Origin of the sequence: Xylophilus sp. Leaf220 (assembly GCF_001421705.1) — a bacterium.
In the GTDB taxonomy this organism is placed as follows: domain Bacteria; phylum Pseudomonadota; class Gammaproteobacteria; order Burkholderiales; family Burkholderiaceae_C; genus Xylophilus.
The window spans coordinates 375,332-397,361 of sequence record NZ_LMKO01000001.1 but is presented as its reverse complement, the minus strand read 5'-3'; the positions used below and the strand labels follow the sequence as shown (position 1 = coordinate 397,361).

The following is a 22,030-nucleotide window of genomic DNA, read 5'->3' as shown; positions in this document are numbered from 1 at the left end:
GAGGAGAACCATGAAGAAACTGAACAAAGTGGCGATGTTGTTTGCCTCTGCAGCACTCGCTTCCGCCGCTGGCGCGCAAACGATCGACAACTGGAAGAACGGCACCGGTGAACTGGTGTGGAAGAACGGTACCAACGAGTATTGCTGGCGCGATGCTAACTGGACGCCGGCTACCGCAGCCCCTGGTTGCGACGGCGCTCTGGTTCCGGTCGCCGCTCCTCCTGCAGCCGTCGTGCCTCCAGCAGCCGTGACCCCACCTGCTCCTCCAGCAGCACAGGTCCCGGTCGCCAACAAGGTGACGTACGCAGCAGATGCTTTCTTCGACTTCGACAAGTCCGTTCTGAAGCCGGCTGGCCGTGCAAAGCTCGACGACCTCGTGAGCAAGGTCAAGGGCGTAAACCTGGAAGTCATCATCGCCGTGGGTCACACCGACTCCGTCGGCTCCGATGCCTACAACCAGAAGCTGTCGGTGCGTCGCGCCGAAGCCGTCAAGGCGTACTTGGTCTCCAAGGGCATTGAACGCAACCGCGTCTACACCGAAGGCAAGGGCGAGAAGCAGCCAGTCGCCGACAACAAGACCGCCGAAGGCCGCGCGAAGAACCGCCGCGTGGAAATCGAAGTGGTTGGCACCCGCGCCAACTAATCCTTCGGGATCTTGGCAAAAAGCCCACAGGCCTAGGCCTGTGGGCTTTTTTCATGGCGCATCGCAGAAAATCCAACGATGACAGAAAACCTGAACGTCGATCCGGCCGAACTGGCTAAGTTCTCAGAATTGGCCCACCGCTGGTGGGACACGGAGAGCGAGTTTCGCCCCTTGCATCAGATCAATCCACTGCGGTTGGGGTGGATCGAGGGCATCGCAGCGCTGTCCGGGCGCAAGGTCGTCGACGTGGGCTGCGGCGGCGGCATCCTGGCCGACGCCATGGCGCGCAAAGGGGCGCATGTGCTGGGAGTCGATCTCGCTAAGAAGTCTTTGCGCGTCGCCCAATTGCATGCGCTCGAAGCGGGCACGCCCAACGTCGAATACCGCGAGATCAGCGCCGAAGCCCTCGCCGCGGAACAACCCGCGGCATTCGACGTGGTTACCTGCATGGAGATGCTCGAGCATGTGCCCGATCCTGCGGCGGTGGTGAAGGCATGCGCAGCGATGGTCAAGCCGGGGGGATGGGTCTTCTTTTCGACCATCAACCGCAATGCGCGGTCGTTCCTTCTGGCCATCCTGGGCGCCGAATACGTTCTCAACCTGCTGCCGCGGGGCACGCACGAATACGGTCGGCTGATCAAGCCGAGCGAACTGTCGTCGTACTGCCGCGCCTCCGGCCTGGACATCCGGCACAGCCGTGGCCTGCACCACAACCCGGTCAGCGGACGCTATTGGCTCAACGACGATGTCGGGGTGAACTACATGCTGGCAACGCAGAAGGCCGGGCCGGCATGACCTCGCGCTTTGCCGACCTCACCGCCGTACTGTTCGATCTCGATGGGACGCTGGTCGACAGCGCTCCCGACCTCGGGGCCGCGGCGAATGCGTTGCGGGAAGCCCGGGGACTGGCGCCGCTGCCTCTGGCGCAATACCGGCCCATGGCCGGCGCTGGCGCGCGCGGAATGCTGGGCATCGCGTTCGACATGACGCCGGAAGATGGGGCGTTTCCGGCCATGCGGGAGCAGTTCTTCGATCTGTTCGAAAGCCGTGCCAACCGGTCGACCAGCGCATTCGAAAACATCGAGGCCATGCTGTCGGGCATCCGGGAGAAGCGCCTGCCCTGGGGCATCGTCACCAACAAGGCGATGCGCTTCACCACCCCGCTGGTGCAGTCGATGCCGCTTCTGCAGCAAGCAGGTGCCGTCGTGTGCGGAGACACAACACCGCATTCCAAGCCGCATCCTGCGCCGCTGCTGGAAGCCTGTCGATTGATGGGGGTCGATCCCACCCGCTGCCTCTATGTCGGAGACGACGAGCGGGATGTCCAGGCCGGCCGGGCCGCAGGCATGGCGACGGTCGCAGCTGCCTGGGGCTATCTCGGCCGCAACGATGCCGTGGACGAATGGGGCGCAGATGCGGTGATCCGATCGCCTTTCGACTTGCTGGGGCTCTTGAAATCCGCCAAGAACGACTAAGATAGGCACCTCGGGGCTGCACTGGTTTCGACGTGGGTTCGGAATCGTAGCGGTGCATGTCGAGCTGAATGCGCTCGTAAAACAGATTCAAACAAACTAACTGCAAACGACGAACGTTTCGCACTCGCCGCTTAAACACCGGTGAGCCTTGCAACAGCAGGCCGATGGGCTGGGCAAGGGGGTAGTGGAGCAATCCGCTGCTTCCAGGCTGCAAGGTAATCTACATTGGCTGGTTCCAGGTCGGGTACCTTGGCATGGAACGAGAAAATAGGGTACTGGCGACCGTCTCAGCGTGCGACTGCGCGGTGACGGTAGCGAGATTCAAATCAGACCGCTAAACATGTAGATCTGTACGAAGAAGGCTTGCGGACGGGGGTTCAAATCCCCCCAGCTCCACCATCCAATCCCGACTTTCGGTCGGTAAGAAAACCCGGTTCCTCGCAAGAGGCGCCGGGTTTTCTTTTTTATTGTCCCGAGATGATTCACCTTCTTGTCAGGGGAGAAGTCGTCGCTATCATCGTCCGTACAAAGGAGTTTTGATCAATGGGTATTAGAGAAGCAATCGAAGACTGGCAGCAATTCGACCGCGTGCGTCCCGGCCTGCCGGGCGAGCACTTGGCGGTGGCAGGCATCGGCACCGCTCTGGTCGTGGCAGCACTCCGTACCGACTGCAAGATGACCTCGGTGCTCCAGGCGATGGCCGGTGGGGCTTTGTTGTTTCGGGCTGCGAGCGGGCGGGACGGCATCTCGAAGCTGTTTCGGGACCATCGGCCGGAGGTCGCCATGCGACGCGATGCCATCGACTTCGGGCTCGATTGATCGGCAGGGCGCCGTGTGAGTGCGCTGATTCTCCAGGGATAAGGATCAGCGCAAGATTTCCAGCAAACGGTCTAGTCCGCCTTCGTTGATCGCCACCCCCGCCTTCTCGCGAACTTTGGGTTTGGCATGGAATGCGACCGACAGGCCTGACGCCTCCATCATCGGCAGGTCGTTGGCACCATCTCCGACGGCGATGACCTGATCGGCTTCGATGCCCATCAACGATGCCAAGTCCATAACGGTCCGGCGTTTTTCGGCACCGTCGCAAATGTCTCCCCAGCTTTGCGCTTCTACTCGACCAGTAAGTGCTCCGTTCGTCAACTCCAGCCGATTGGAGCGCGCGAAATCCAGCCCGAGCCTTTCCTTAATGCGGTCTGCAAAATAGGTGAAGCCGCCAGACACCAGCAGTACCTTCAAACCTGCCTGCTGGCAGGCTGCAACCAGTGTCTGAGCTCCGGGATTCAATTCCAGCCGCTCGTCGTAGACCTTTTGCAATGCCTCTGCAGGCACGCCGCGGAGAAGTGCCAGTCTTCGCGTCAAGCTGTCTCTGAAATCCGTGATCTCGCCCCGCATGGCGGCTTCGGTGATCGCCGCGACCTCGGCCTTTTTGCCGGCGACGTCTGCGATCTCGTCGATGCACTCGATGTTGATCAACGTTGAATCCATGTCGAATGCGATGAGCTTGAAGTCCGACAGCGCGATGCGCTCTGGCAGGTTGCGGACGACGAGTCCTGGTGCAGGGGGCGTAAGCGTCATACGGCGGCGGTCGTGGTGGTGTTGGTCGTGGGTTGGCCGAGACTGCGGAGAATATCCCGGACCATCTGCGCCCTGTCTTTCGCCTCGGGCAGCGCGCGCTCGATGCGCAGCTTCTCGTTGCCGGCCAGCTTGATGTGCTTGTTCTTCTGGATCAGCTCGATGATGCGCATCGATTCGACTGGCGGATTGGCGCGGAAGGTGATGCTGGTCACGCCGGGTGCGGCGTCGACCTTGACGACCCCGTAGGGCTTGGCCAGCACCCGCAGGCGGTGCACGTCAATCAGGGTCTGCGCCTGCGGCGGCAGCTTGCCGAAACGGTCGACGATTTCCTCGAGCAGGTTGTCGATCTGGTCGGGCGTCTTGGCCGTCGCCAGCTTCTTGTAGAACGAGAGCCGCAAATGCACGTCGCCGCAGTAGTCGTCCGGCAACAGCGCCGGTGCGTGCAGGTTGATCTCGGTCGTGACCGAGAGCGGCGCCAGCAGGTCGGGCTCGCGCCCCGCCTTCAGGGACGACACCGCCTCGTTGAGCATCTCGTTGTAGAGCTGGAAACCGATCTCCATCATGTTGCCGGACTGGTTCTCGCCCAGCACCTCGCCGGTGCCGCGGATCTCCAGGTCGTGCATCGCCAGATAGAAGCCCGAGCCGAGCTCCTCCATCTGCTGGATCGCTTCCAGCCGCTGGCTGGCGTGCTTGGTGAGGCCTTCGGTGTCGGGCACCATCAGGTAGGCATAGGCCTGGTGGTGGCTGCGGCCGACGCGGCCCCGCAACTGGTGCAGCTGCGCCAGGCCGAATTTGTCGGCACGGCTGATCACGATGGTGTTCGCACTTGGTACGTCGATGCCGGTTTCGATGATGGTGGAGCACAGCAGCAGGTTGAAGCGCTGGGCGACGAAGTCGCGCATCACCTTTTCCAGCTGGCGCTCCGGCATCTGCCCGTGCGCTACCGCGATGCGGGCTTCGGGGATGATCTCCTCCAGCTTCTGGCGCCGGTTCTCGATGGTCTCGACCTCGTTGTGCAGGAAATACACCTGCCCGCCGCGTTTCAACTCGCGCAGCACCGCCTCGCGGATCACGCCGGTGCCTTCGTTGCGGACGAAGGTCTTGATGGCCAGCCGGCGCTGCGGCGCGGTGGCGATCACCGAAAGGTCGCGCAGCCCTTCGAGCGCCATGCCGAGGGTGCGCGGGATCGGCGTAGCCGTCAGGGTCAGCACGTCAATCTCGGCGCGGAGCGCCTTCATCTGCTCCTTGTGGCGTACGCCGAAGCGGTGCTCCTCGTCGATGATGAGCAGGCCCAGGTTCTGGAACTTCACCGACTCGCTGAGCAGCTTGTGGGTGCCGACGACGATGTCGACGCTGCCGTCGGCCAGGCCCTTGGCCGCGGCGGTGATTTCCTTGGCGGAGCGGAAGCGGCTCATTTCGGCCACCTTCACCGGCCACTTCGAGAAACGATCCACCAGGGTCTGGAAGTGCTGTTCCGCCAGCAGTGTGGTGGGGGCCAGAAACGCGACCTGCTTGCCGCCGGTGACCGCGATGAACGCCGCGCGCAGCGCCACCTCGGTCTTGCCGAAGCCGACGTCGCCGCAAACCAGCCGGTCCATCGGTTGGGGGCTGATCATGTCCTGGATCACCGCGTGGATGGCGGCGCGCTGGTCGGCCGTTTCGTCGAAGCCGAAATCGTTGGCGAAGATTTCGTAGTCGGCCGCGGCGTAGCGGAACGCATGGCCTTCGCGGGCCGCCCGGCGCGCATAGATGTTGAGCAACTCGGCCGCAGAGTCCCGTACCTGCTCGGCCGCCTTGCGTTTGGCCTTGTCCCATTGCGCGCTGCCGAGCTTGTGCAGGGGGGCCTCGTCGGCGCTGACGCCGGTGTAGCGGCTGATCTGGTGCAACTGGCTGACGGGTACGTACAACGTGGCCTTGTCCGCGTACTCGAGATGCAGAAACTCCTGCAGCATCGGCGAACCGTCGGCGTTGGTGCCCTGGCCCAGGTCCATGTTGACCAGCCCGCGGTAGCGGCCGATGCCGTGCGCGGTGTGGACCACCGGATCGCCCACGTTCAACTCCGAAAGGTCCTTGATCAGCGCCTCGACGTCGCTGACCTGTTCCTGCCGCCGGCGCCTGCGGGTGGTGGGGCCTGCCGCGAAGAGTTCGGTCTCGGTGACGAAGTCGATGCCTTCTTCGATCCAGGCGAAGCCGGTCACCAAGGCCGCCGTGGCGATCCCCAGCTTTTCGTCGGTGTGCGACTCGAACTCTGCCAGCGAGTCGAAGGCCGGCGGGTTGACGTCGCTCGCGCGCAGGAAATCCAGCAGGCTCTCGCGCCGACCGTCCGACTCGGCCAGCAGCAGCACGCGGTGCTGGGTGTTGCGGATATGCGCCTTCAGCCGTGCCAGCGGATCCTCTGCGCCCCGCGTGACCGACAACTCGCCCAGTTTCTGGAAATGCGCGTTGTCGGCGACATCCTCGACGCCAGGACGCAGCACCAGTTGTGCATGGGCGTTGGCCCGTGTGTAGAACTGCTCGACGCCCAGGAAGAGCGATTCGGGCGGGAGCACGGGCCGCTCGGGGTCGCCCCGGACGAGCCGGTAGCGCTCCTGCGTGTCGGTCCAGAAGCGCTGGAAAGCCGGCTCCAGGTCGCCGTGCAGCACCACCGTAGCGTCATCGCCCAGGTAGTCGAACACCGTCGCGGTCTCGTCGAAGAAGAGCGGCAGGTAGTACTCGATGCCGGCCGTCGCCACGCCTGCCCCCATGTCCTTGTAGATGCGGCTCTTGGTCGGGTCTCCGTCGAGCAACTGGCGCCAGCGATTGCGGAATTTGGCGCGCGCATCGTCGTCCATCGGGAATTCGCGACCGGGCAGCAAGCGGACTTCGGGCACCGGATACAGGCTGCGCTGGGTGTCCGGGTCGAAGGTGCGGATCGAATCGATCTCGTCGTCGAACAGGTCCACGCGGAAAGGCACCAGCGAGCCCATCGGGAACAGGTCGATCAGGCCGCCACGGACCGCGTATTCGCCAGGGCTCACCACCTGCGTCACATGGCTGTAGCCGGCCAGCGTGAGCTGGGCGCGCAGACGGTTCTCGTCGAGTTGCTGCTTGGTCTTGAAGTGGAATGTGTAACCTGCAAGGAAAGAGGGCGGCGCGACACGGTACAAGGCCGTCGTAGCGGGTACCACCACCACATCGGCACCACCTTCGGCATCGCGCTGGCTGATGCGCCAGAGGGTGGCCAGCCGCTCGCTGATGAGGTCCTGGTGCGGCGAGAAGGTGTCGTAGGGCAGGGTTTCCCAGTCGGGAAACAAAGCGCACCGCAAGGTAGGCGCGAAGAAGCTCAGCTCGTCGATGAGACGCTGGGCATCGTTCGCATCCGAGGTCACGATCAGGGTGCGCCTGCCCGCGGATTTTTCCTGCATTCCCAACTGCGCCAGCAGCAGCGCGTCGGCCGAGCCTGGGGGGCGCGGCAGGGTGAAACGTTTTCCGGGCACCAGACGCGGCAGATCCATACGGGGCAACAGACTATCGTGAGGCAAATAGGAAGCACCCCCCGACCGGATGGTGGGGGGTGCGTGCGATGGCATCGATTCTAGAATGGCGGCTTTTTTCCTGCCGCCTGCCCGTGCCGCTTCCCTGCATGTCTGCGCCTTTTCCTACATCTCCCTCCACGGCAGCCGACCCGACGCCCTCGTCCGATTCCCCTCGCCCTGACCGGGTGTGGGCCGTCGTACCCTGCGCCGGCGTCGGCAGCCGTGCCGGCAATGGCGCCGAGCCCAAGCAATACAGGCCGTTGGCGGGTCAGCCATTGGTGTTGCATACGCTAGCCGCATTCGCGGGCGTCGCTCGGCTGGCGGGCTGTATCGTGGCCGTTGCCCCGGGTGATCGATTCCTCGCTGGGCGTTCAACGCCCGATGACGTGTGGAACGTGGTCGCATGCGGGGGCGCGACACGGGCCCGGAGCGTGGCCAACGGCTTGCAGGCACTGCTATCGCAGGGGGCATCCACCGGCGATTGGGTGCTGGTGCACGACGCCGCGCGCTGTCTGGTCACGACCGAGCAGATCGATCGGTTGGTGGACGCATGCCTGGGCGATGCCGTCGGCGGGCTGCTCGCACTGCCCTTGGCCGATACGCTCAAAACGGCGCATGCCGGTCGGGTCGAGGCCACGCTGGACCGCGCGGGAAAGTGGCTGGCCCAGACCCCGCAGATGTTCCGGATCGGAATGCTCGCCGACGCGCTGCAGGCCGCCGGTCCCGCTGTCACCGACGAATCGAGCGCCATCGAGGCCACGGGCCTGCAGCCCTTGCTGGTGGCCGGTAGCGCACTCAACCTGAAGGTGACCTGGCCCGAAGACTTCGCGTTGGCCGAGGCGGTGCTCGAGCACCGGGCCCGTTCCGGCTCCTACGCCCATCCCGACACACGACGGCCTGCCCCGGCATCCGCGCCTGTCTGAACCTTATTTCTTTCGGAAACCCTCATGAACAATATCCGGATCGGCGAAGGCTGGGACGTCCACGCGCTGGTGGTGGGGCGCAAGCTCATCCTCGGCGGTGTGGAGATTCCCCATACGTACGGCCTGCTGGGCCATTCAGATGCCGATGTGCTGCTGCATGCGATGACCGACGCGCTGCTCGGCGCGGCAGCGCTCGGCGACATTGGCACCCACTTTCCAGACACGGATGCCCGTTTCCATGGCGCGGATTCGGCCGTGCTGCTGCAAGAGGCCGCCCGCCGGGTACGCGCTGAAGGGTGGCAGATCGGCAATATCGACAGCACGGTGATCGCGCAGGCACCGAAACTGATGCCGCACATGCCGGCGATTCGGGCGCGCATCGCGTCGGTCCTGGAGATCGAGGTCGGCCAGGTCAACGTCAAGGCCAAGACCGCCGAGAAGCTGGGGCCGGTAGGGGAGGGCCGCAGCATGGAGGCCCGTGCGGTGGTGCTATTGTTTAGATAGCGGCTTTCGGATCACGGACGGCCGCCACGACCGCTTTTCGGTCCCGGTCGCCACTGCGGCTGCGCCATCGGCCGACGCCCGGGCCAGCTGGATGCGTGCGCTCAGGCCACCGGTGGGGGCATTGCTCAGCACGATCTTGCCGCCCATGCGCCGCACCGTCTTGTCGACGATCGACAGGCCCAGGCCTGCACCGGTGGCCGAGGTGCGGGCGGTATCGCCCCGGAAGAACGGTTTGGTCAGGTTGACGAGCATGTCGGGCGGCACGCCGTGCCCATGGTCGCGGACCAGCAATACGACTTTGTCGTCGCGCGCCTGCGCATCGATCTCGACTTCGGCTACGTCGGTGCCTGGCGACTTGCCGTAGCGCCGCGCGTTCTCGATCAGGTTGGAGACGACGCGGGCCAGTTCGGTGCCGTCTGCCATGACCTTCAGGTCGTCCGCCACGTCCACCCGGATCTGCAGTTCGTCGTGGTCCTCGACCGCGTAGGTGCAGGAGGCCACCACGTCGGCCAGGCTGATCGGCTTCAGGTCGACATGGTCGGGGCGGGCGTAATCCAGAAACTTGTCGATGATGGCGTCGAGCTGCGACATGTCGGCCACCATATGGTCGCGTGCGTCGGGATCGGCCACGCTCATCTCGGTCTCCAGTCGCAGGCGTGCCAAAGGCGTGCGCAGGTCGTGCGAGATGCCGGCCAGCATCACCACCCGGTCCTGTTCCAGCTGGGCCAAACGGCGCGCCATGCGGTTGAAGCCGATGTTCACCTCGCGGATTTCGCTGGTGACGACCTGCTCGTCTAGCGGACTGGTGGCGAAGTCGCCTTCGCGCACCCGGTTGGCAGCGGACGACAGCTTCTTGAGGGGACGGTTGATCAACCGGGCGATGGCCGCCGCGCCCGCCAGCGAAAGGGCGGCCGCCGTCACCAGCCAGATCAACCAGGTCTTGCCGCCCGCGGGGCTGAAGCGCGCGCGGTCCAGCAGCAGCCAGTTGGAGTCGCCGTTGATCGCGAAGCCGACCCACAAACCGGGCTCACCGTTCACCTCCTTGGCGATCACCGTGCCGCGGCCCAGGCGCTCGGTCAGCTCCTCGGTCATCCGCTTGCCGAGGGCGCTGTTCTCCAGCGGCTCGAAGGTGTCGCCGGGCTCGCGGGGGACGATGCGCACGCCCTCCTGGTCGGCCATCGTCTTGATCAGCGAAACCCGTGCGATTGCGTCGGCGTGGATCAAGGCCGCACGACTCAGGTTGACGAGCGACGCGATCTGCTGCGCGGTGTGCAGGGCCCGCGGCTCGAACTCGAGCGCCCGCAGCGTTTGCAACCACGCCAGGATGCTGCCGACCAGCAGGATCGCCAGCAGGAAGAAGGTCCGCCAGAAGAGATTGAGGCCGATCCGGGCGCGGGGAGCCTCGTCCGACATCTGCTCGGAATCGGGCGTTTTTCCCAGGTCCGGCTCGGCTAGCCCATGAGGGGGAGGAGAAGCTATTACCGCCATGGGAGATGGAACGCGGCGACCGCGCCGAACGAGTGGAAAAGCATGTGGCAAGGATCGTCTCACCTGCCCATGCGCTCAAGGGTTGAGACCCTTAGTTGGCACCGTCCGGTACGAACACGTAGCCCACGCCCCACACTGTCTGGATGTAGCGCGGCGCGGCGGCATCGACCTCGACCAGCTTGCGCAGGCGCGAGACCTGCACGTCCAGGCTGCGATCGAAAGGCTCGAACTCCCGGCCGCGGGCCAGCAGGGCCAGCTTCTCGCGGGAAAGGGGCTGGCGCGGATGGCGCACCAGGGCCTTCAGCATCGCGAACTCGCCGGTTGTGAGCGGCAACTCTTCGCCGTTCTTCTGCAGCGCGCGGGTGCCGAGGTCGAACGAGAACGGGCCGAAGGCCACGACTTCGTTGTCGCCCGATGGAGCGCCCGGAGCTTCCTGGGGCGGCCGGCGGCGCAGAACCGCATGGATGCGGGCCAGCAGTTCGCGCGGATTGAACGGCTTGCCGAGGTAGTCATCGGCGCCGACTTCCAGGCCGACGATGCGGTCCACGTCCTCGCCCTTGGCCGTCAGCATGATGATGGGAGTACGGTCATTGGCCGCACGTAGCCGCCGGCAGATCGACAAGCCGTCTTCGCCCGGCATCATCAGGTCCAGCACGATCAGGTCGACGGTGTCGCGGAGCAAGATGCGGTTGAGCGCCTTTCCATCTTCCGCGACCATCACCTCGAAGCCCTCTTGCGTCAGATAGCGGCGCAGCAGATCGCGAATGCGGGCGTCGTCATCCACCACCAGGATCTTGTCGGTACGGGTTGCAGCTTGGGTCATGGGCATTCCAAAATTTGTAACAGCGGCCATTTTGTGGCCCGAAATCCGCTGAAAGCGCCATTTCCCGACCAACTGTTACAAGTCTTGCGGGGCTTCCCAGCAATTTGCGCCTGTGCCGTCAACATGGCGAACCGACCGGGTGTTGTACGGTTTCGAACCTTTCTACCAACTATGGAATCCATGAACAGTACTATTAAAAACGTAGCATTCGCGGCGCTCCTCGCTTCGGCTTCCGCCACTTTTGCCCAAACATTGCCCGAGCCGAAGAACGTGCTGCAACTCAGCGCCGATGCGCAGGGCGAAATCGCGCAGGACATGCTCACCATGGTGCTCGGCACCACCCGCGAGGGGGCCGATCCCGGTGTCGTGCAGACGCAGTTGAAGCAGGCGCTCGAAGCCGCCCTGACCAAGGCGAAGGCTGCGGCCCAGCCTGGACAGATGGATGTGCGTACAGGCAATTTCAGCCTGCAGCCGCGCTACACCAAGGAAGGAAAGATCGGCTCCTGGACCGGCAACGCAGAGCTGGTGCTCGAAGGCCGCGATTTCTCGCGCATCACCGCCACCGCCGGCAAGATCGACACCATGACCGTGTCGCGCACAGCTTTCGGACTGAGCCGCGAACAGCGCCTGCAGGCCGAGACCGAGGTGCAGGCCCGCGCCATCGAGAGCTTTAAGACCAAGGCATCCGAACTGGCGAAGGGCTTCGGGTTCCCGCGCTACACACTGCGCGAAATCTCGGTCAACGCCAACAGCATGGCGCCGCCGATGCCCCGCATGATGGCGATGGCGGCCTCCAAGGCGGTTTCGGACGAAGCGGTACCCGTCGAAGCCGGCAAAACGACGGTCGTGGTCAACATCTCGGGCTCGGTGCAACTGCAGCAGCAGTAGCAGGCGGGTGCGCGATCCGGCCGGACGCCGGATTGCCGCCACCCTCGCGATGCGCTACTGCGCCGTCCAGCCGCCGTCTATCTGCCATGCAACGCCGCGTACGTTGACGGCGGCGTCCGAGCACAGGAAGACGGTCAGCTCGCCGAGTTGTTCGGGCGTCGTGAACTGGAGCGAGGGCTGCTTCTCCCCCAGCAGCTCGCGCTCGGCCTGCTGGGGATCGCCGCCGTTCGCGGCACGTGCGTCGATCTGCTTCTGCACGAGGGGCGTCAGCACCCAGCCGGGACAAATCGCGTTGCTGGTCACGCCGGTCGTCGCCGTTTCCAGCGCGACCGATTTGGTGAAGCCCACGATGCCGTGCTTGGCCGCCACGTAAGCCGACTTCTGCGGCGAGGCGACCAGTCCGTGGGTGCTGGCGATGTTCACGATCCGTCCCCAGTTGGCCGCGCGCATTGCGGGCAAGGCGAGCCGGGTGGTGTGGAAGGCGCTGGTGAGGTTGATCGCGATGATCGCGTCCCACTTCTCCACCGGGAAATCCTCCACGTTCGCCACATGCTGGATGCCGGCGTTGTTCACCAGGATGTCGACCCTGCCCGTGAGCTTGGCGGCGGTGGCCATCATGTCGGCGATCTCGCCGGGCTTCGACATGTCGGCACCGTGGTGGATCACCGAGATGCCCGCCGCCGCCCCTGCGGCCTGGACCCGGTTGCGCGGTCCATCCACGTCGCCGAAACCGTTCAGCACGATGTTGGCGCCCTGGCGTGCCATGGCCTCCGCGATGCCCAGCCCGATGCCGCTGGTGGAGCCGGTGACGAGAGCCGTTTTACCTGTGAGCATGGAAGTTCTTTCGGATGAATTAGGATGTTCGCAGCCATTATCGGCCCCGCCGTGGAGGCCCGCAGCCTCCCGTTTTCCCCTCCGATGCCCATGCCCGAACCGCGACTCCACCATGTCACCTGCCCCGGACTGCCGGGCGCTCCCCGCGGGGCGCAACCGCACGACGGCAGCCACCGCATGGCGTACTGGGAATGGAACGAGACGGGCGATCCGGCGCATCCGCACGTGGTGGTCTGCGTGCACGGCCTCTCGCGCCAGGGCCGCGATTTCGACGTGCTGGCACGCGCGCTGGCGCCGCACGCCCGCGTCGTCTGCCCCGACGTGGTGGGACGCGGGTGCAGCGACTGGCTGCAGGACCCGATGGGCTACGGCATTCCCCTTTATGCCGCCGACATGCTGGCGCTCCTCGCGCAGTTGCAGGCCGAGGCGCCTATCGCAACCCTCGACTGGGTCGGAACCAGCATGGGCGGCCTGATCGGCATGGTGGTCGGCGGCCAGCCGGGGTTGCCATTGCCGGTACCGGTGCGGCGCATGGTGCTGAACGACGTGGGCCCCGCCATCGAGTGGGACGCGGTGCAGCGCATTGCGCGCTACCTGGGCGCGGCGATGGAATTCGGTTCGGTCGAGGAGGGTACGGCTGCGCTGCGCTCGGTGTCGCAGGGGTTCGGTCCGCATTCCGATGCCGACTGGGCGACGCTCAGCCGGCCGATGTTCGTGCCCGCCGATGGCGCCGATGCCGCCGGTGCCCGGCCCGGTGCGGTGCGGCTGCACTACGACGCCGGCATCGCCGTGGCGGTGAAAGCGCTGACGGCCGAAGCCGCCGCGCAGTCGGAAGCCGTCTTGTGGACCCTGTACGACCATGTCGGCGCCGAGACCCTGCTGCTGCGCGGAGCCGATTCGGACCTGCTGAGCCGCGCGACGGCCGACGCGCTGTCTCGGCGCGGGCCGCGGGCGCGGGTGGTGGAGTTCGAAGGCGTGGGCCATGCACCCACCCTGGTCGCGGCCGACCAGGTGCAGGCCGTGCGCGATTTCCTCCTGGGCGACGCGGCCGCCGCATGAAGAGCCTCGTCGCCGCACCAGGGGCCGTGGCCCGTGCGCCGCTGGAGCCGGTGTCCGAGCTCGTCGTGGCGACCGCCCATGCCCTGCCCGAACAGGACCAGGCGCTGGCCCGCGCCCGTGCCTTCGCAGAACCTTTTCTCGCCAACGAGTTGCTCGAATCCGGCCAGAACACGCTGGTGCATGCCGATGCGGTATCGGTCATCCTGCGGGGCATCGGCGGATCGGAGGCGATGCGCGCGGCCAACTACCTGGTGCATGCCTGCGAGCACCTGGCCCGGCCCCGCGAGACGATCGCGCGTGCCTTCGGCGAGCAGTACGCCGACCTCGCGGTCGAGACCAACCGCCTGATCCACGTGCAGAAGCAGGCCCGCGGCGCCAACTCCGCCGCGCAGTTGGTCGACGACCCCGCGGTGCAGACCGAGAACGTGCGCAAGATGCTGCTGGCGTTCTCGCGCGATCTGCGGGTGGTGCTGCTGCGGCTCGCCTCGCGGCTGGAAACGCTGCGCTACAGCGCATCGAACAAGGTGCCGATGGCGCCGAGCATCGCGCGCGAATCGCTGCACGTGTTCGCGCCGCTGGCCAACCGGCTGGGCATCTGGCAGATCAAATGGGAAATGGAAGACCTGGCGTTCCGGTTCCTGGAGCCGGACACCTACCGCGACGTCGCGCGGCTGCTCGACGAGAAGCGCGTCGAGCGCGAAGTCTCGATGGAGCAGCTGCGCGCCGGTCTGGAGTCGGAACTGCGCCAGCGCAGCATCGCCGCGACGGTCCAGGGCCGGCCCAAGCACATCTACAGCATCGTGCGCAAGATGCGCGGCAAGTCGCTCGGCTTCGACCAGGTCTTCGACATCCGGGCATTGCGGGTGGTCGTCTCGACCGTCAAGGACTGCTACGCGGCCCTGAGCTGGGTGCACGAACGCTTCTCGCCGATCGTCGAAGAGTTCGACGACTACATCGCCAAGCCCAAGCCCAACGGCTACCAATCGCTGCACACGGTGGTGCGCGACGAGGCCGGCAAACCGGTGGAGATCCAGATCCGCACGCAATCGATGCACGACCATGCCGAACACGGTGTGGCGGCTCACTGGGCGTACAAGGAGGCCGGCCAGAAGGGCTATGCCGGCGTGTCGGCCAGCAGCGAATACGACGCCAAGATCGCGGTGCTGCGCCAGCTGCTGGCCTGGGAGCGCGACCTCTCGGGCGACCAGCGCGGACGCGGCCTGTTCGAGGACCGCATCTACGTCCTGACGCCCGACGCCGCGGTGGTGGAGCTTCCGCAGGGCGCCACGCCGGTCGATTTCGCCTACAGCGTGCACACCTCCGTGGGCCACCGCTGCCGCGGGGCGCGGGTCGACGGCGTGATGGTGTCGCTCGACACGCCGCTGCAGAACGGCCAGACGGTGGAGATCACCGTCGCCAAGGAAGGCGGGCCGTCGCGCGACTGGCTCAACACCGAGCTGGGCTATCTCACCAGCCACCGTGCCCGCGCCAAGGTGCGTGCCTGGTTCAACGCGCTGATCACCCACGAACAGGTGGCGCGTGGCCGCGAATCGGTCGAGAAGCTCCTGCAGCGCCAGGGCAAGACCAGCGTCAACCTGGAAGACCTGGCCGGGCAGCTGGGCTTCAAGGCCGCCGACGATCTGTTCGAGGCCGTCGGCAAGGACGAGTATTCGCTGCGCAACATCGAGACGCTGCTGCGCCCGCCGGTCCCGGCGATGGAGCCCGACGACTACGTGCTGCGCCGTTCGGCCAACAGCATCGAGACCTCGCCGCGCGGCGGCGTGCTGGTGGTGGGCCTCGACTCGCTGATGACGCAGCTGGCCAAGTGCTGCAAGCCGGCGCCGCCCGACCCGATCCTGGGCTTCGTGACCCGCGGCCGCGGCGTCAGCGTGCACCGCAGCGACTGCAGCAACTTCCGCGAGATGTCGGCCCGCGCGCCCGAGCGGGTCATCGAGGTGGAGTGGGGCGCCTCCAAGCGCGAGGTGGCCGACGTCTACCCGGTCGATGTGATGATCGAGGCGGCCGACCGGCAGGCGCTGCTGCGCGATATCTCCGAGGTGTTCGCGAAGGAAAAGACCAACGTCGTCGGCGTGCAGACCCAGTCGGTCAAGGGCACGGCCTGGATGACGTTCACCGTCGAGATCGCCGATTCGGGACGCCTCGGCAAGGTGCTGGGCGCGGTGGGCTCGGTGCCCGGCGTGCGGTCTGCGCGCCGTCGTTGAGCCCCCGACCCGATCGCCCGCAACGTCCGGATCGCATACCGAAGCGCGGATCGGTTCGGCGCGCCGATTTTTAATGCTATGATCGCGGTCTTGGCAAACAAGCCACAGGCGCGTAGCTCAGTTGGTTAGAGCACCACCTTGACATGGTGGGGGTCGTTGGTTCGATTCCAATCGCGCCTACCAGATTTGGTAGATGAACAAAGCACTTAGCGGAAACGCTAGGTGCTTTTTTGTTGCCTGTTTGGAAAACGCTAGATTGGAGTGCCCCGTGTCGGCTTTTGCGCTCGCTGAAGCACCAACCGACCGGCCACAGTATTCGTCGGATTTTAAGCAGGCTCTGCAAACCGGTCATCAGTCGGGCTATCCAGGCGTCGATATCTGGGGCGGCCGCGGACTCGACCCACGCTCGCCGAACGTGGGTCCCCCCGGAATTTCTGAATCACTTGTTGGATCAAGGCCGCTGTCCGAGCCACGGTCGCATGCCTATTTGCGCAATTTTGTGTAGTAACTAAAATTGAATGCATGGACAGCAAGCTGATCGTCAAACGTCTCAAGGCTGAAGGTTGGAAAAACGTGGCGACCGTTGGCAGTCACACGAAGTTCAAACATCCTTCGCTGCCGGGACATGTCGTGGTTCCACACCCGAAGAAGGATCTTCCCGTCGGCACTGTCCGCAACATCTACCGCCAAGCCGGATGGAATTGGAAGGAGTGACGAACATGTTTTTCCCAGCCTATGTCCACAAGGACGACCACAGTGCCTATGGGCTGACGTTTCCCGATTTCGAAGCTTGCTTCGCCGCCGCCGATGTACTGGAGGAACTGCCACGTGCCGCGCAGGAGGCAGTCCAGGCGCACTTCGAAGGTGAAAAGTTCGATGTGCCCACGGCCAGCGATCCTTCCTTGCTGGTGGACGATGTCCGGTTCCAGGGCGGCTACTGGATGTTGGTGGATATCGACCTGTCGAAAGTCAGTACCAAGGCGATCCGCATCAACATCAGCATGTCCGAGCAGCTGGTCCACAAGATCGACATGTTCGCCGAGTCTCGCAATATGAGCCGGTCTGCTTTTCTCGCCACTGCGTCCGAACAGATGCTGGGGCGTGCGAGAGAGCGCTGACCGCATAGCTTGGTACGGTTGACTCTCGGGTAGCTTCGACCCGTTTCGGAGCAGGCCTTATCGCCTTTCTGCGTTTCGCTATCAAGGCCGCCGAAACGCCACTGACTGCCGCGCCCAGTAGCGGCTGTCCAGCCGATCCAGCCGCACTTCTCCGCCGCTCGACGGCGCATGCACGAACCGGCCTTCTCCCACGTAGATGCCCGCATGGTTCGGCCGGCCGCTGCCGAAGATCACTAGGTCCCCGGTGCGGACAGAGCGCGCATCGACCGGTTCGCCGAAGCCGTCGAGCTGCGCCACGGTGCGGGGCGGTGCCACGCCGGCCTGGCTGCGGTAGACGTATCCGATCAGGCCGCTGCAGTCGAAGCCGCCTTGCGGCGTGTTGCCGCCGTAGCGGTAGGGCGTGCCGACCAGCCCCAGGGCGTGGATCGCGATGTTGCTCGATTCCTGCGGCGTGAGTTCGCGGTAGACCGGAGGGCGCGCCGCCCGGGTGGGTGGGCCGCTGCTGCAGGCCGCCAGCAGCAGCGAGGACGAGACCAGGGCCAGGGCGATGAGTGCACGCATGCCGCAAGTCTGGCATGGACGCGACGGCGCGGAAACCCCGGGCGCCGGCAGTTCCGCGCCTGCTGAGTTCCGGCCGTCAGCCGGGGGGGCGGTTCCAGAAGCCGCGGTGCAGCGCGACCATCTCGTCAGCGACTTCCGGCACCGGGCCGGTGACCCGCACCGGGCGCTGGCCGCGGGCGAAGACGTCGCGGCAGGGCAGCGCCAGGGTCGGGTTCTCGGGATGGTCGCCGGTCAGGGCGAGCAGCGCGGTTTCTTCCGCGCCGTAGACCAGGTGGCCGATGCCGGCCCAGTAGACGGTGCCGGCGCACATCGCGCAGGGCTCGAAGGTGGTGACCAGGGTGCACCGCGCCAGGTAGGCGCCGGGGTAGGTCGATGCGGCGGCGCGGGCCAGGGTCGATTCGGCATGGTTGACGGTGTCGATGTTGCCCTGCTCGGCCAGCACCGTCTCGCCGTCGGGCGCGACCAGCAGCGCGCCGAAGGGGTGCCGGCCCATCGCCATCGCACGCTCCGCCACCGCGTTGGCGCGGCGCAGAGCGACGACGGCCTTGGCAGGCGTCATCGGCGCGCCGGTGGGTTCGGCGCGGTCAGGCATTCGATCCGCGGTGCGCCCAGCCGGTGGTGCGCTTCTCGATGACGCTGAACAGCTCGTACATCGCCATCGCCATCGCGCCGACCACCAGCAGGCCGGCGAAGGCCAGGCCCATCTGCATGCTGGAGCCGGCGGAGATCAGCAGGTAGCCGATGCCCTCGTTGGCGGCGGTCATCTCCGAGACGGTGGTGCCGACGAAGGCCAGCGTGATCGCCACCTTCAGCGAGCCGTAGAAGTAGGGCATCGACCGCGGCAGGCCCACCTTGACCAGCACGTCCCAGCGCTTGGCGCCCAGGACGCGCAGCACGTCTTCCAGCTCGGGCTCCAGCGTGGCCAGGCCGGTGGCGATGTTGACCATGATCGGGAAGAAGCTGATCAGGAACGCGGTGAGGATCGCAGGCCCCACGCCGATGCCGAACCACACTACCAGGATCGGCACGAAGGCGGCCTTCGGCAGGGCGTTGAAGGCGGTCATCAGCGGGTACATCGCGGCATAGGCGAGGCGGGAGCTGCCGATCACGAAGCCCAGCAGCACGCCCACCACGATCGCGATGCCGAAGCCCACCATCGTCACCCAGAAGGTGCGCCAGGCGTGGCCGGCGATGATCGCCTTGTATTCCATGAACTGCGTCCAGATGCGCAGCGGGCTCGGGAAGATGAACTCCGAGATGTCGAAGGCGCTGCAGACGATCTGCCAGAGCGCGATGGTGATCACCAGCAGGATCCAGGGGGACCAGCGTTCCAGGTTCTTGTTGCGCATGGGGCGTCTCGGCTTGTTCTATTGCGGCAGGGCGGTGGCGGGGGCGGCGGCGCCGGCCAGCACCGGCGAGCGGATCGCGCCGATGTGGCTGCGCAGCTCCAGCACGATGTCGGTGAATTCCTTGGTGTAGGTCAACTCCAGCGGGCGCGGGCGGGGAAAGTCGATCTCGCGCTTGACGACGAAGCGGCCCGGGCTCTTGCTCATCACGTACACCGTGTCGGCCAGGAACACGCTCTCGCGCAGGTCGTGGGTGACCAGGATGACGTTGAATCCCTGTTCGGCCTGCAGGTCGCGCAGGATGCACCACAGCTCCTCGCGGGTGAAGGCGTCGAGCGCGCCGAAGGGCTCGTCGAGCAACAGCATCTTCGGCTCGTGGATCAGGGCGCGGCAGATGCTGGCGCGCTGCTGCATGCCGCCCGACAGCTGCCACGGGAACTTGTCCTCGTAGCCGCCCAGGCCCACCTTCTGCAGCAGCGTGCGGGCGCGCTCGACGTACTCCTTCTTCTTCTGCTTGAAGCTGGAGCGGAACGGCTCGACGATCTCCAGCGGCAGCAGCACGTTGTCGACCGTGGTGCGCCACGGCAGCAGCGACGGCGCCTGGAAGGCCATGCCCGAAATCTTCAGCGGCCCGGTCACTGGCTGGCCGTCGATCAGGATCTTGCCCATCGACGGCATGCGCAGCCCGGTGGTGAGCTTCATGAAGGTCGACTTGCCGCAGCCCGACGGTCCCACGATCGCGATGAACTCGCCGCGGCGCACCTGCAGGTCGATCGCCTCGACCGCGAAGTGGTTTGCACGCAGCAATTCCTCGTTGTAGGCGAGCCAGACGTCTCGGAAGTCGACGAAGTACGGTTCGGCGGCGGTGGACATGCGTTTTACGAATGAAAAGAGGCCGTGGCCGGCGTTCCGCGCCGACCACCAGCTATTAAAAAGATAGCGCCAGGCGGGGAGACCTTCCGCCGCCCGGCGCCGGGCCGGTCACTTGCGCGGCAGCAGGTCGAGTTGCGCCGCCGGCGGCAGGAAGCTGCCGTTCCAGACCGCGTCGGGGTTGACGCGGGTCTTGGTGGCGAAAGCGTCGGAGACCTGCGACGCCATCAGCGCCAGCCGGCCCGCATTGACCTGGCCGAAGCCCTCGGCGCGCGCGTCGGGGCTGTTGATGACCGTGTCGATCGCCAGCTTCAGGCGGCGGGTTTCCAACTCGCTGTTGACGATGCCGTCGCGGGCCTTGACCGTCTCGACCGCGGCGGCCGGGTTGGCCAGCACTTCCTTCGCGCCCTTGGCGAAAGCCGCCAGGAAGGCCTTCACCGCCTCGGGCTTTTCCTTCAGGAACTTGGGCGAGACGATGATCACGTTGCCGTAGAGCTTCACGCCGTAGTCGGGATAGGGCAGCACCACCATGTCGGCGGCCTTCACGCCGCGGGCTTCCAGGTTCAGCAGCGAGGTGAAGGTGAAGCCGGTGATCGCATCGATGTCGCCGCGCACCAGCATCGTCTCGCGCAGCGGCGGATCCATCGCGGTCCACTGCACGTTGCCGACGTTGTTGGCCTTGGCGAAGATCGGGAAGGCACGGCGGCCCGCGTCGAACACCGGCGCTCCGAGCTTCTTGCCGGCCAGGTCGGCCGGCTTGGTGATGCCCGACTTCTTGAGCGCCATCACCGAGGCCGGCGTGTTGTTGTAGACCATCATCACCGCGACCGGCTTGTTGGGCGCCTCGGGGTTGTTGGCATGGAACTCCATCAGCGAGGCCAGGTCGGCGAAGCCGATGTCGTAGCTGCCCGAGGCCACCCGCGTCACCGTGCCGCCCGACCCGTTGCCCGCATCCACCGTCACGTCCAGGCCCGCCTGCTTGAAGTGGCCCTTGGCCGCCGGCACCAGGAACAGGGCGGCCGGGCCTTCGAAGCGCCAATCCAGCTGGAACTTGACCGGGGTGAGCGCCTGGGCCTGCGCCTGGACGGTGCCGAGGGCCATCGCCGCCGTCACGGCAGCCAGTCGGAGGGTGGAGCGGAGGAACGCGCGCTTGGTCATGGGTAAGGCATCCGTGTAGAAAGTTACTGATATCTACACTGAGCAAAAACAGTGCCCGCGTCAACCGGGCATGCACCGGTGCAAAGCCCTTTGTGGTGCGCGCCTGCACTGCGGGGGTGCTATTCGCCGATGAGCGCGGCGCGGCACGCGGCGGTGCGCCGTATTGGTGCATTGGTCACATTTTGCGCCTAGTGCCGGTCCGTTGCAGACCGCTGCGTCTACTGCTCGGTGTAGTGGTAAGTCAGCCCGCCGTCCACGAAGTGGGTGCTGCCGGTGATGTAGCCCGCGTCGTCGCTGGCCAGGAACGCCACCAGGCCGGCGACGTCTTTCGGCGTGCCCATGCGGCCCAGCGGAATCTGCGCTTCGAGTGCCTTGCGCTGCGCGGAGTTCTGCAGCAGCGCGGTGTTGATCGGCGTGGCGATCGCGCCGGGGGCGACGTTATTGATGCGGATGCCCAGCGGCGCCAGCTCGGTCGCCAGGTTGCGCGTCAGCATCCGCAACGCGCCCTTGCTCGCGCAGTACGACGCGAAATGCGGGAACGCGATCTCCTCGTGCACCGAGCTCATGTTGACGATGGCCCCCGGCTGCCGCACAGCGCGACGGTGCCGCACGAAGGCCTGGGTGGCGAAGAAGACGCCCTTCAGGTTGACGTTCATCACCAGGTCGTAGTCTTCCTCGGTCACGTCCCAGAAATCGGCACGCTTCTCCAGGCCGGCGTTGTTGACCAGCAGGTCCAGCCCGCCCAGGGCCCCCACCGCCCGGTCGACCAGGCCGGCGGCACCTTTCGCGTCGCCGACGTCGGCGGCTAGGTACACCGCCTTGCGGCCCAGCGCCTCGATCTGCGCGATCAGTTCCTGCGGTGGCTTGTTGGGGTCTCGGCCGTTCAGCGCGACGTCGGCACCGTCCTGCGCCAGCCGTAGTGCGCAGGCTGCGCCGATGCCCTGGGTGCTGCCGGTGACGAGGGCTTTCTTTCCGGTGAGGCGTGACATGGGAATCCTTGGGTTGAGGGGATGAAGAACGAACCGGCG

22 protein-coding genes, 1 tRNA gene and 1 other RNA gene are annotated in these 22,030 nt (G+C 65.7%); 13 read left to right on the top strand and 11 right to left on the bottom strand.

The features are described 5' to 3' along the window. Window positions 1–10: 10 nt before the first annotated feature. The 5 genes from ompA to ASE76_RS01800 all read left to right on the top strand — a co-directional run bounded on the left by ompA (window position 11) and on the right by ASE76_RS01800 (window position 2,937). Window positions 11–643 carry an outer membrane protein OmpA gene (gene ompA / locus ASE76_RS01815; RefSeq protein ID WP_055833807.1) on the top strand — a complete coding sequence of 211 codons (633 nt, stop codon included), beginning with the start codon at window positions 11–13 and terminating at the stop codon, window positions 641–643. Between the two features lie 78 nt (window positions 644–721). Then, a complete protein-coding gene (ubiG, locus tag ASE76_RS01810; protein ID WP_055833804.1) occupies window positions 722–1,438 on the top strand; it encodes a bifunctional 2-polyprenyl-6-hydroxyphenol methylase/3-demethylubiquinol 3-O-methyltransferase UbiG in 717 nt (238 codons plus the stop codon). Beyond that, a complete protein-coding gene (locus tag ASE76_RS01805) occupies window positions 1,435–2,118 on the top strand; it encodes an HAD family hydrolase (protein WP_055833801.1) in 684 nt (227 codons plus the stop codon). The genes ubiG and ASE76_RS01805 overlap by 4 nt, the downstream gene beginning before the upstream one ends. 12 nt (window positions 2,119–2,130) lie before the next feature. After that, window positions 2,131–2,517, top strand: a transfer-messenger RNA (tmRNA) gene (ssrA, locus tag ASE76_RS19835). 144 nt (window positions 2,518–2,661) lie between these two features. Beyond that, entirely contained in the window at window positions 2,662–2,937 is a 276-nt protein-coding gene (locus ASE76_RS01800; RefSeq protein WP_055833799.1) for a hypothetical protein, read from the top strand. Window positions 2,938–2,982: 45 nt separating this feature from the next. On the opposite strand, the gene serB is transcribed toward ASE76_RS01800, so the two are convergent. Both serB and mfd read right to left on the bottom strand, forming a co-directional pair. After that, window positions 2,983–3,693: a phosphoserine phosphatase SerB gene (gene serB, locus ASE76_RS01795; RefSeq protein WP_055833796.1), complete on the bottom strand. Its 711-nt coding sequence runs from the start codon at window positions 3,691–3,693 to the stop codon at window positions 2,983–2,985. Continuing rightward, window positions 3,690–7,187: a transcription-repair coupling factor gene (mfd, locus tag ASE76_RS01790; protein ID WP_055833793.1), complete on the bottom strand. Its 3,498-nt coding sequence runs from the start codon at window positions 7,185–7,187 to the stop codon at window positions 3,690–3,692. The genes serB and mfd overlap by 4 nt, the downstream gene beginning before the upstream one ends. 128 nt (window positions 7,188–7,315) lie before the next feature. On the opposite strand from mfd, the gene ispD reads away from it, so the two are divergent. Both ispD and ispF read left to right on the top strand, forming a co-directional pair. After that, window positions 7,316–8,131 carry a 2-C-methyl-D-erythritol 4-phosphate cytidylyltransferase gene (gene ispD / locus ASE76_RS21055; RefSeq protein ID WP_236698332.1) on the top strand — a complete coding sequence of 272 codons (816 nt, stop codon included), beginning with the start codon at window positions 7,316–7,318 and terminating at the stop codon, window positions 8,129–8,131. A gap of 24 nt (window positions 8,132–8,155) precedes the next feature. Next, a complete protein-coding gene (gene ispF / locus ASE76_RS21050) occupies window positions 8,156–8,635 on the top strand; it encodes a 2-C-methyl-D-erythritol 2,4-cyclodiphosphate synthase (protein WP_055833787.1) in 480 nt (159 codons plus the stop codon). Here the strand turns inward: ispF and ASE76_RS01775 are convergent. Beyond that, window positions 8,621–10,048 carry an ATP-binding protein gene (locus tag ASE76_RS01775; RefSeq protein ID WP_236698302.1) on the bottom strand — a complete coding sequence of 476 codons (1,428 nt, stop codon included), beginning with the start codon at window positions 10,046–10,048 and terminating at the stop codon, window positions 8,621–8,623. The genes ispF and ASE76_RS01775 overlap by 15 nt on opposite strands. A gap of 166 nt (window positions 10,049–10,214) precedes the next feature. Then, a complete protein-coding gene (gene ompR / locus ASE76_RS01770; RefSeq protein ID WP_055835473.1) occupies window positions 10,215–10,946 on the bottom strand; it encodes a two-component system response regulator OmpR in 732 nt (243 codons plus the stop codon). 180 nt (window positions 10,947–11,126) lie between these two features. Between ompR and ASE76_RS01765 the strand changes: the two genes are divergently transcribed. Continuing rightward, window positions 11,127–11,834: an SIMPL domain-containing protein gene (locus ASE76_RS01765; protein ID WP_055835471.1), complete on the top strand. Its 708-nt coding sequence runs from the start codon at window positions 11,127–11,129 to the stop codon at window positions 11,832–11,834. Between the two features lie 54 nt (window positions 11,835–11,888). On the opposite strand, the gene ASE76_RS01760 is transcribed toward ASE76_RS01765, so the two are convergent. After that, window positions 11,889–12,668 (bottom strand): 3-hydroxybutyrate dehydrogenase, encoded by a 780-nt coding sequence (locus ASE76_RS01760; RefSeq protein WP_055833784.1) that lies wholly within the window; start codon window positions 12,666–12,668, stop codon window positions 11,889–11,891. Between the two features lie 90 nt (window positions 12,669–12,758). Here ASE76_RS01760 and ASE76_RS01755 point away from each other — a divergent pair, with 90 nt between their 5' ends. The 5 genes from ASE76_RS01755 (at window position 12,759) to ASE76_RS01740 (ending at window position 17,067) form a co-directional block, all read left to right on the top strand. Then, complete coding sequence (locus ASE76_RS01755; protein ID WP_082447842.1) at window positions 12,759–13,727, top strand: alpha/beta fold hydrolase; 969 nt, start codon at window positions 12,759–12,761, stop codon at window positions 13,725–13,727. Further along, on the top strand, window positions 13,724–15,949 hold the full coding sequence (locus ASE76_RS01750; protein ID WP_055833778.1) for a bifunctional (p)ppGpp synthetase/guanosine-3',5'-bis(diphosphate) 3'-pyrophosphohydrolase: 2,226 nt from the start codon (window positions 13,724–13,726) through the stop codon (window positions 15,947–15,949). Before ASE76_RS01755 ends, ASE76_RS01750 begins: the two co-directional genes overlap by 4 nt. 106 nt (window positions 15,950–16,055) lie before the next feature. After that, a tRNA-Val gene (locus ASE76_RS01745) sits at window positions 16,056–16,132 on the top strand. Window positions 16,133–16,471: 339 nt separating this feature from the next. Next, the gene (locus ASE76_RS19825; protein ID WP_082447841.1) at window positions 16,472–16,663 is read left to right on the top strand and encodes a type II toxin-antitoxin system HicA family toxin; all 192 of its coding nucleotides are present in this window, start codon (window positions 16,472–16,474) and stop codon (window positions 16,661–16,663) included. Window positions 16,664–16,668: 5 nt separating this feature from the next. Further along, on the top strand, window positions 16,669–17,067 hold the full coding sequence (locus ASE76_RS01740; RefSeq protein WP_055835468.1) for a type II toxin-antitoxin system HicB family antitoxin: 399 nt from the start codon (window positions 16,669–16,671) through the stop codon (window positions 17,065–17,067). Window positions 17,068–17,148: 81 nt separating this feature from the next. Here ASE76_RS01740 and ASE76_RS01735 read toward each other — a convergent pair whose 3' ends face one another. From ASE76_RS01735 to ASE76_RS01710, 6 genes are all read right to left on the bottom strand, one after another. Further along, a complete protein-coding gene (locus ASE76_RS01735) occupies window positions 17,149–17,628 on the bottom strand; it encodes a C40 family peptidase (RefSeq protein ID WP_055833776.1) in 480 nt (159 codons plus the stop codon). A gap of 76 nt (window positions 17,629–17,704) precedes the next feature. After that, entirely contained in the window at window positions 17,705–18,220 is a 516-nt protein-coding gene (locus ASE76_RS01730) for a nucleoside deaminase (protein ID WP_156362492.1), read from the bottom strand. Further along, window positions 18,213–18,977: an ABC transporter permease gene (locus ASE76_RS01725; RefSeq protein WP_055833773.1), complete on the bottom strand. Its 765-nt coding sequence runs from the start codon at window positions 18,975–18,977 to the stop codon at window positions 18,213–18,215. The genes ASE76_RS01730 and ASE76_RS01725 overlap by 8 nt, the downstream gene beginning before the upstream one ends. Window positions 18,978–18,995: 18 nt before the next feature. Then, window positions 18,996–19,847, bottom strand: a complete 852-nt coding sequence (locus ASE76_RS01720) for an ABC transporter ATP-binding protein (protein WP_055833769.1) — start codon at window positions 19,845–19,847, stop codon at window positions 18,996–18,998. 108 nt (window positions 19,848–19,955) lie between these two features. Then, the gene (locus ASE76_RS01715) at window positions 19,956–21,002 is read right to left on the bottom strand and encodes an ABC transporter substrate-binding protein (RefSeq protein WP_055833766.1); all 1,047 of its coding nucleotides are present in this window, start codon (window positions 21,000–21,002) and stop codon (window positions 19,956–19,958) included. Window positions 21,003–21,220: 218 nt separating this feature from the next. Next, window positions 21,221–21,991, bottom strand: a complete 771-nt coding sequence (locus ASE76_RS01710) for an SDR family NAD(P)-dependent oxidoreductase (RefSeq protein WP_055833763.1) — start codon at window positions 21,989–21,991, stop codon at window positions 21,221–21,223. Window positions 21,992–22,030: the final 39 nt, after the last annotated feature.

What these genes read in the sequence shown, in the direction of transcription:
- ompA (WP_055833807.1), top strand. Translation starts at nt 11, where the DNA reads ATGAAGAAACTGAACAAAGTGGCGATGTTGTTTGCCTCTGCAGCACTC.
- ubiG (WP_055833804.1), top strand. Translation starts at nt 722, where the DNA reads ATGACAGAAAACCTGAACGTCGATCCGGCCGAACTGGCTAAGTTCTCA.
- ASE76_RS01805 (WP_055833801.1), top strand. Translation starts at nt 1,435, where the DNA reads ATGACCTCGCGCTTTGCCGACCTCACCGCCGTACTGTTCGATCTCGAT.
- ASE76_RS01800 (WP_055833799.1), top strand. Translation starts at nt 2,662, where the DNA reads ATGGGTATTAGAGAAGCAATCGAAGACTGGCAGCAATTCGACCGCGTG.
- serB (WP_055833796.1), bottom strand. Translation starts at nt 3,693, where the DNA reads ATGACGCTTACGCCCCCTGCACCAGGACTCGTCGTCCGCAACCTGCCA.
- mfd (WP_055833793.1), bottom strand. Translation starts at nt 7,187, where the DNA reads ATGGATCTGCCGCGTCTGGTGCCCGGAAAACGTTTCACCCTGCCGCGC.
- ispD (WP_236698332.1), top strand. Translation starts at nt 7,316, where the DNA reads ATGTCTGCGCCTTTTCCTACATCTCCCTCCACGGCAGCCGACCCGACG.
- ispF (WP_055833787.1), top strand. Translation starts at nt 8,156, where the DNA reads ATGAACAATATCCGGATCGGCGAAGGCTGGGACGTCCACGCGCTGGTG.
- ASE76_RS01775 (WP_236698302.1), bottom strand. Translation starts at nt 10,048, where the DNA reads ATGTCGGACGAGGCTCCCCGCGCCCGGATCGGCCTCAATCTCTTCTGG.
- ompR (WP_055835473.1), bottom strand. Translation starts at nt 10,946, where the DNA reads ATGACCCAAGCTGCAACCCGTACCGACAAGATCCTGGTGGTGGATGAC.
- ASE76_RS01765 (WP_055835471.1), top strand. Translation starts at nt 11,127, where the DNA reads ATGAACAGTACTATTAAAAACGTAGCATTCGCGGCGCTCCTCGCTTCG.
- ASE76_RS01760 (WP_055833784.1), bottom strand. Translation starts at nt 12,668, where the DNA reads ATGCTCACAGGTAAAACGGCTCTCGTCACCGGCTCCACCAGCGGCATC.
- ASE76_RS01755 (WP_082447842.1), top strand. Translation starts at nt 12,759, where the DNA reads ATGCCCGAACCGCGACTCCACCATGTCACCTGCCCCGGACTGCCGGGC.
- ASE76_RS01750 (WP_055833778.1), top strand. Translation starts at nt 13,724, where the DNA reads ATGAAGAGCCTCGTCGCCGCACCAGGGGCCGTGGCCCGTGCGCCGCTG.
- ASE76_RS19825 (WP_082447841.1), top strand. Translation starts at nt 16,472, where the DNA reads ATGGACAGCAAGCTGATCGTCAAACGTCTCAAGGCTGAAGGTTGGAAA.
- ASE76_RS01740 (WP_055835468.1), top strand. Translation starts at nt 16,669, where the DNA reads ATGTTTTTCCCAGCCTATGTCCACAAGGACGACCACAGTGCCTATGGG.
- ASE76_RS01735 (WP_055833776.1), bottom strand. Translation starts at nt 17,628, where the DNA reads ATGCGTGCACTCATCGCCCTGGCCCTGGTCTCGTCCTCGCTGCTGCTG.
- ASE76_RS01730 (WP_156362492.1), bottom strand. Translation starts at nt 18,220, where the DNA reads ATGCCTGACCGCGCCGAACCCACCGGCGCGCCGATGACGCCTGCCAAG.
- ASE76_RS01725 (WP_055833773.1), bottom strand. Translation starts at nt 18,977, where the DNA reads ATGCGCAACAAGAACCTGGAACGCTGGTCCCCCTGGATCCTGCTGGTG.
- ASE76_RS01720 (WP_055833769.1), bottom strand. Translation starts at nt 19,847, where the DNA reads ATGTCCACCGCCGCCGAACCGTACTTCGTCGACTTCCGAGACGTCTGG.
- ASE76_RS01715 (WP_055833766.1), bottom strand. Translation starts at nt 21,002, where the DNA reads ATGACCAAGCGCGCGTTCCTCCGCTCCACCCTCCGACTGGCTGCCGTG.
- ASE76_RS01710 (WP_055833763.1), bottom strand. Translation starts at nt 21,991, where the DNA reads ATGTCACGCCTCACCGGAAAGAAAGCCCTCGTCACCGGCAGCACCCAG.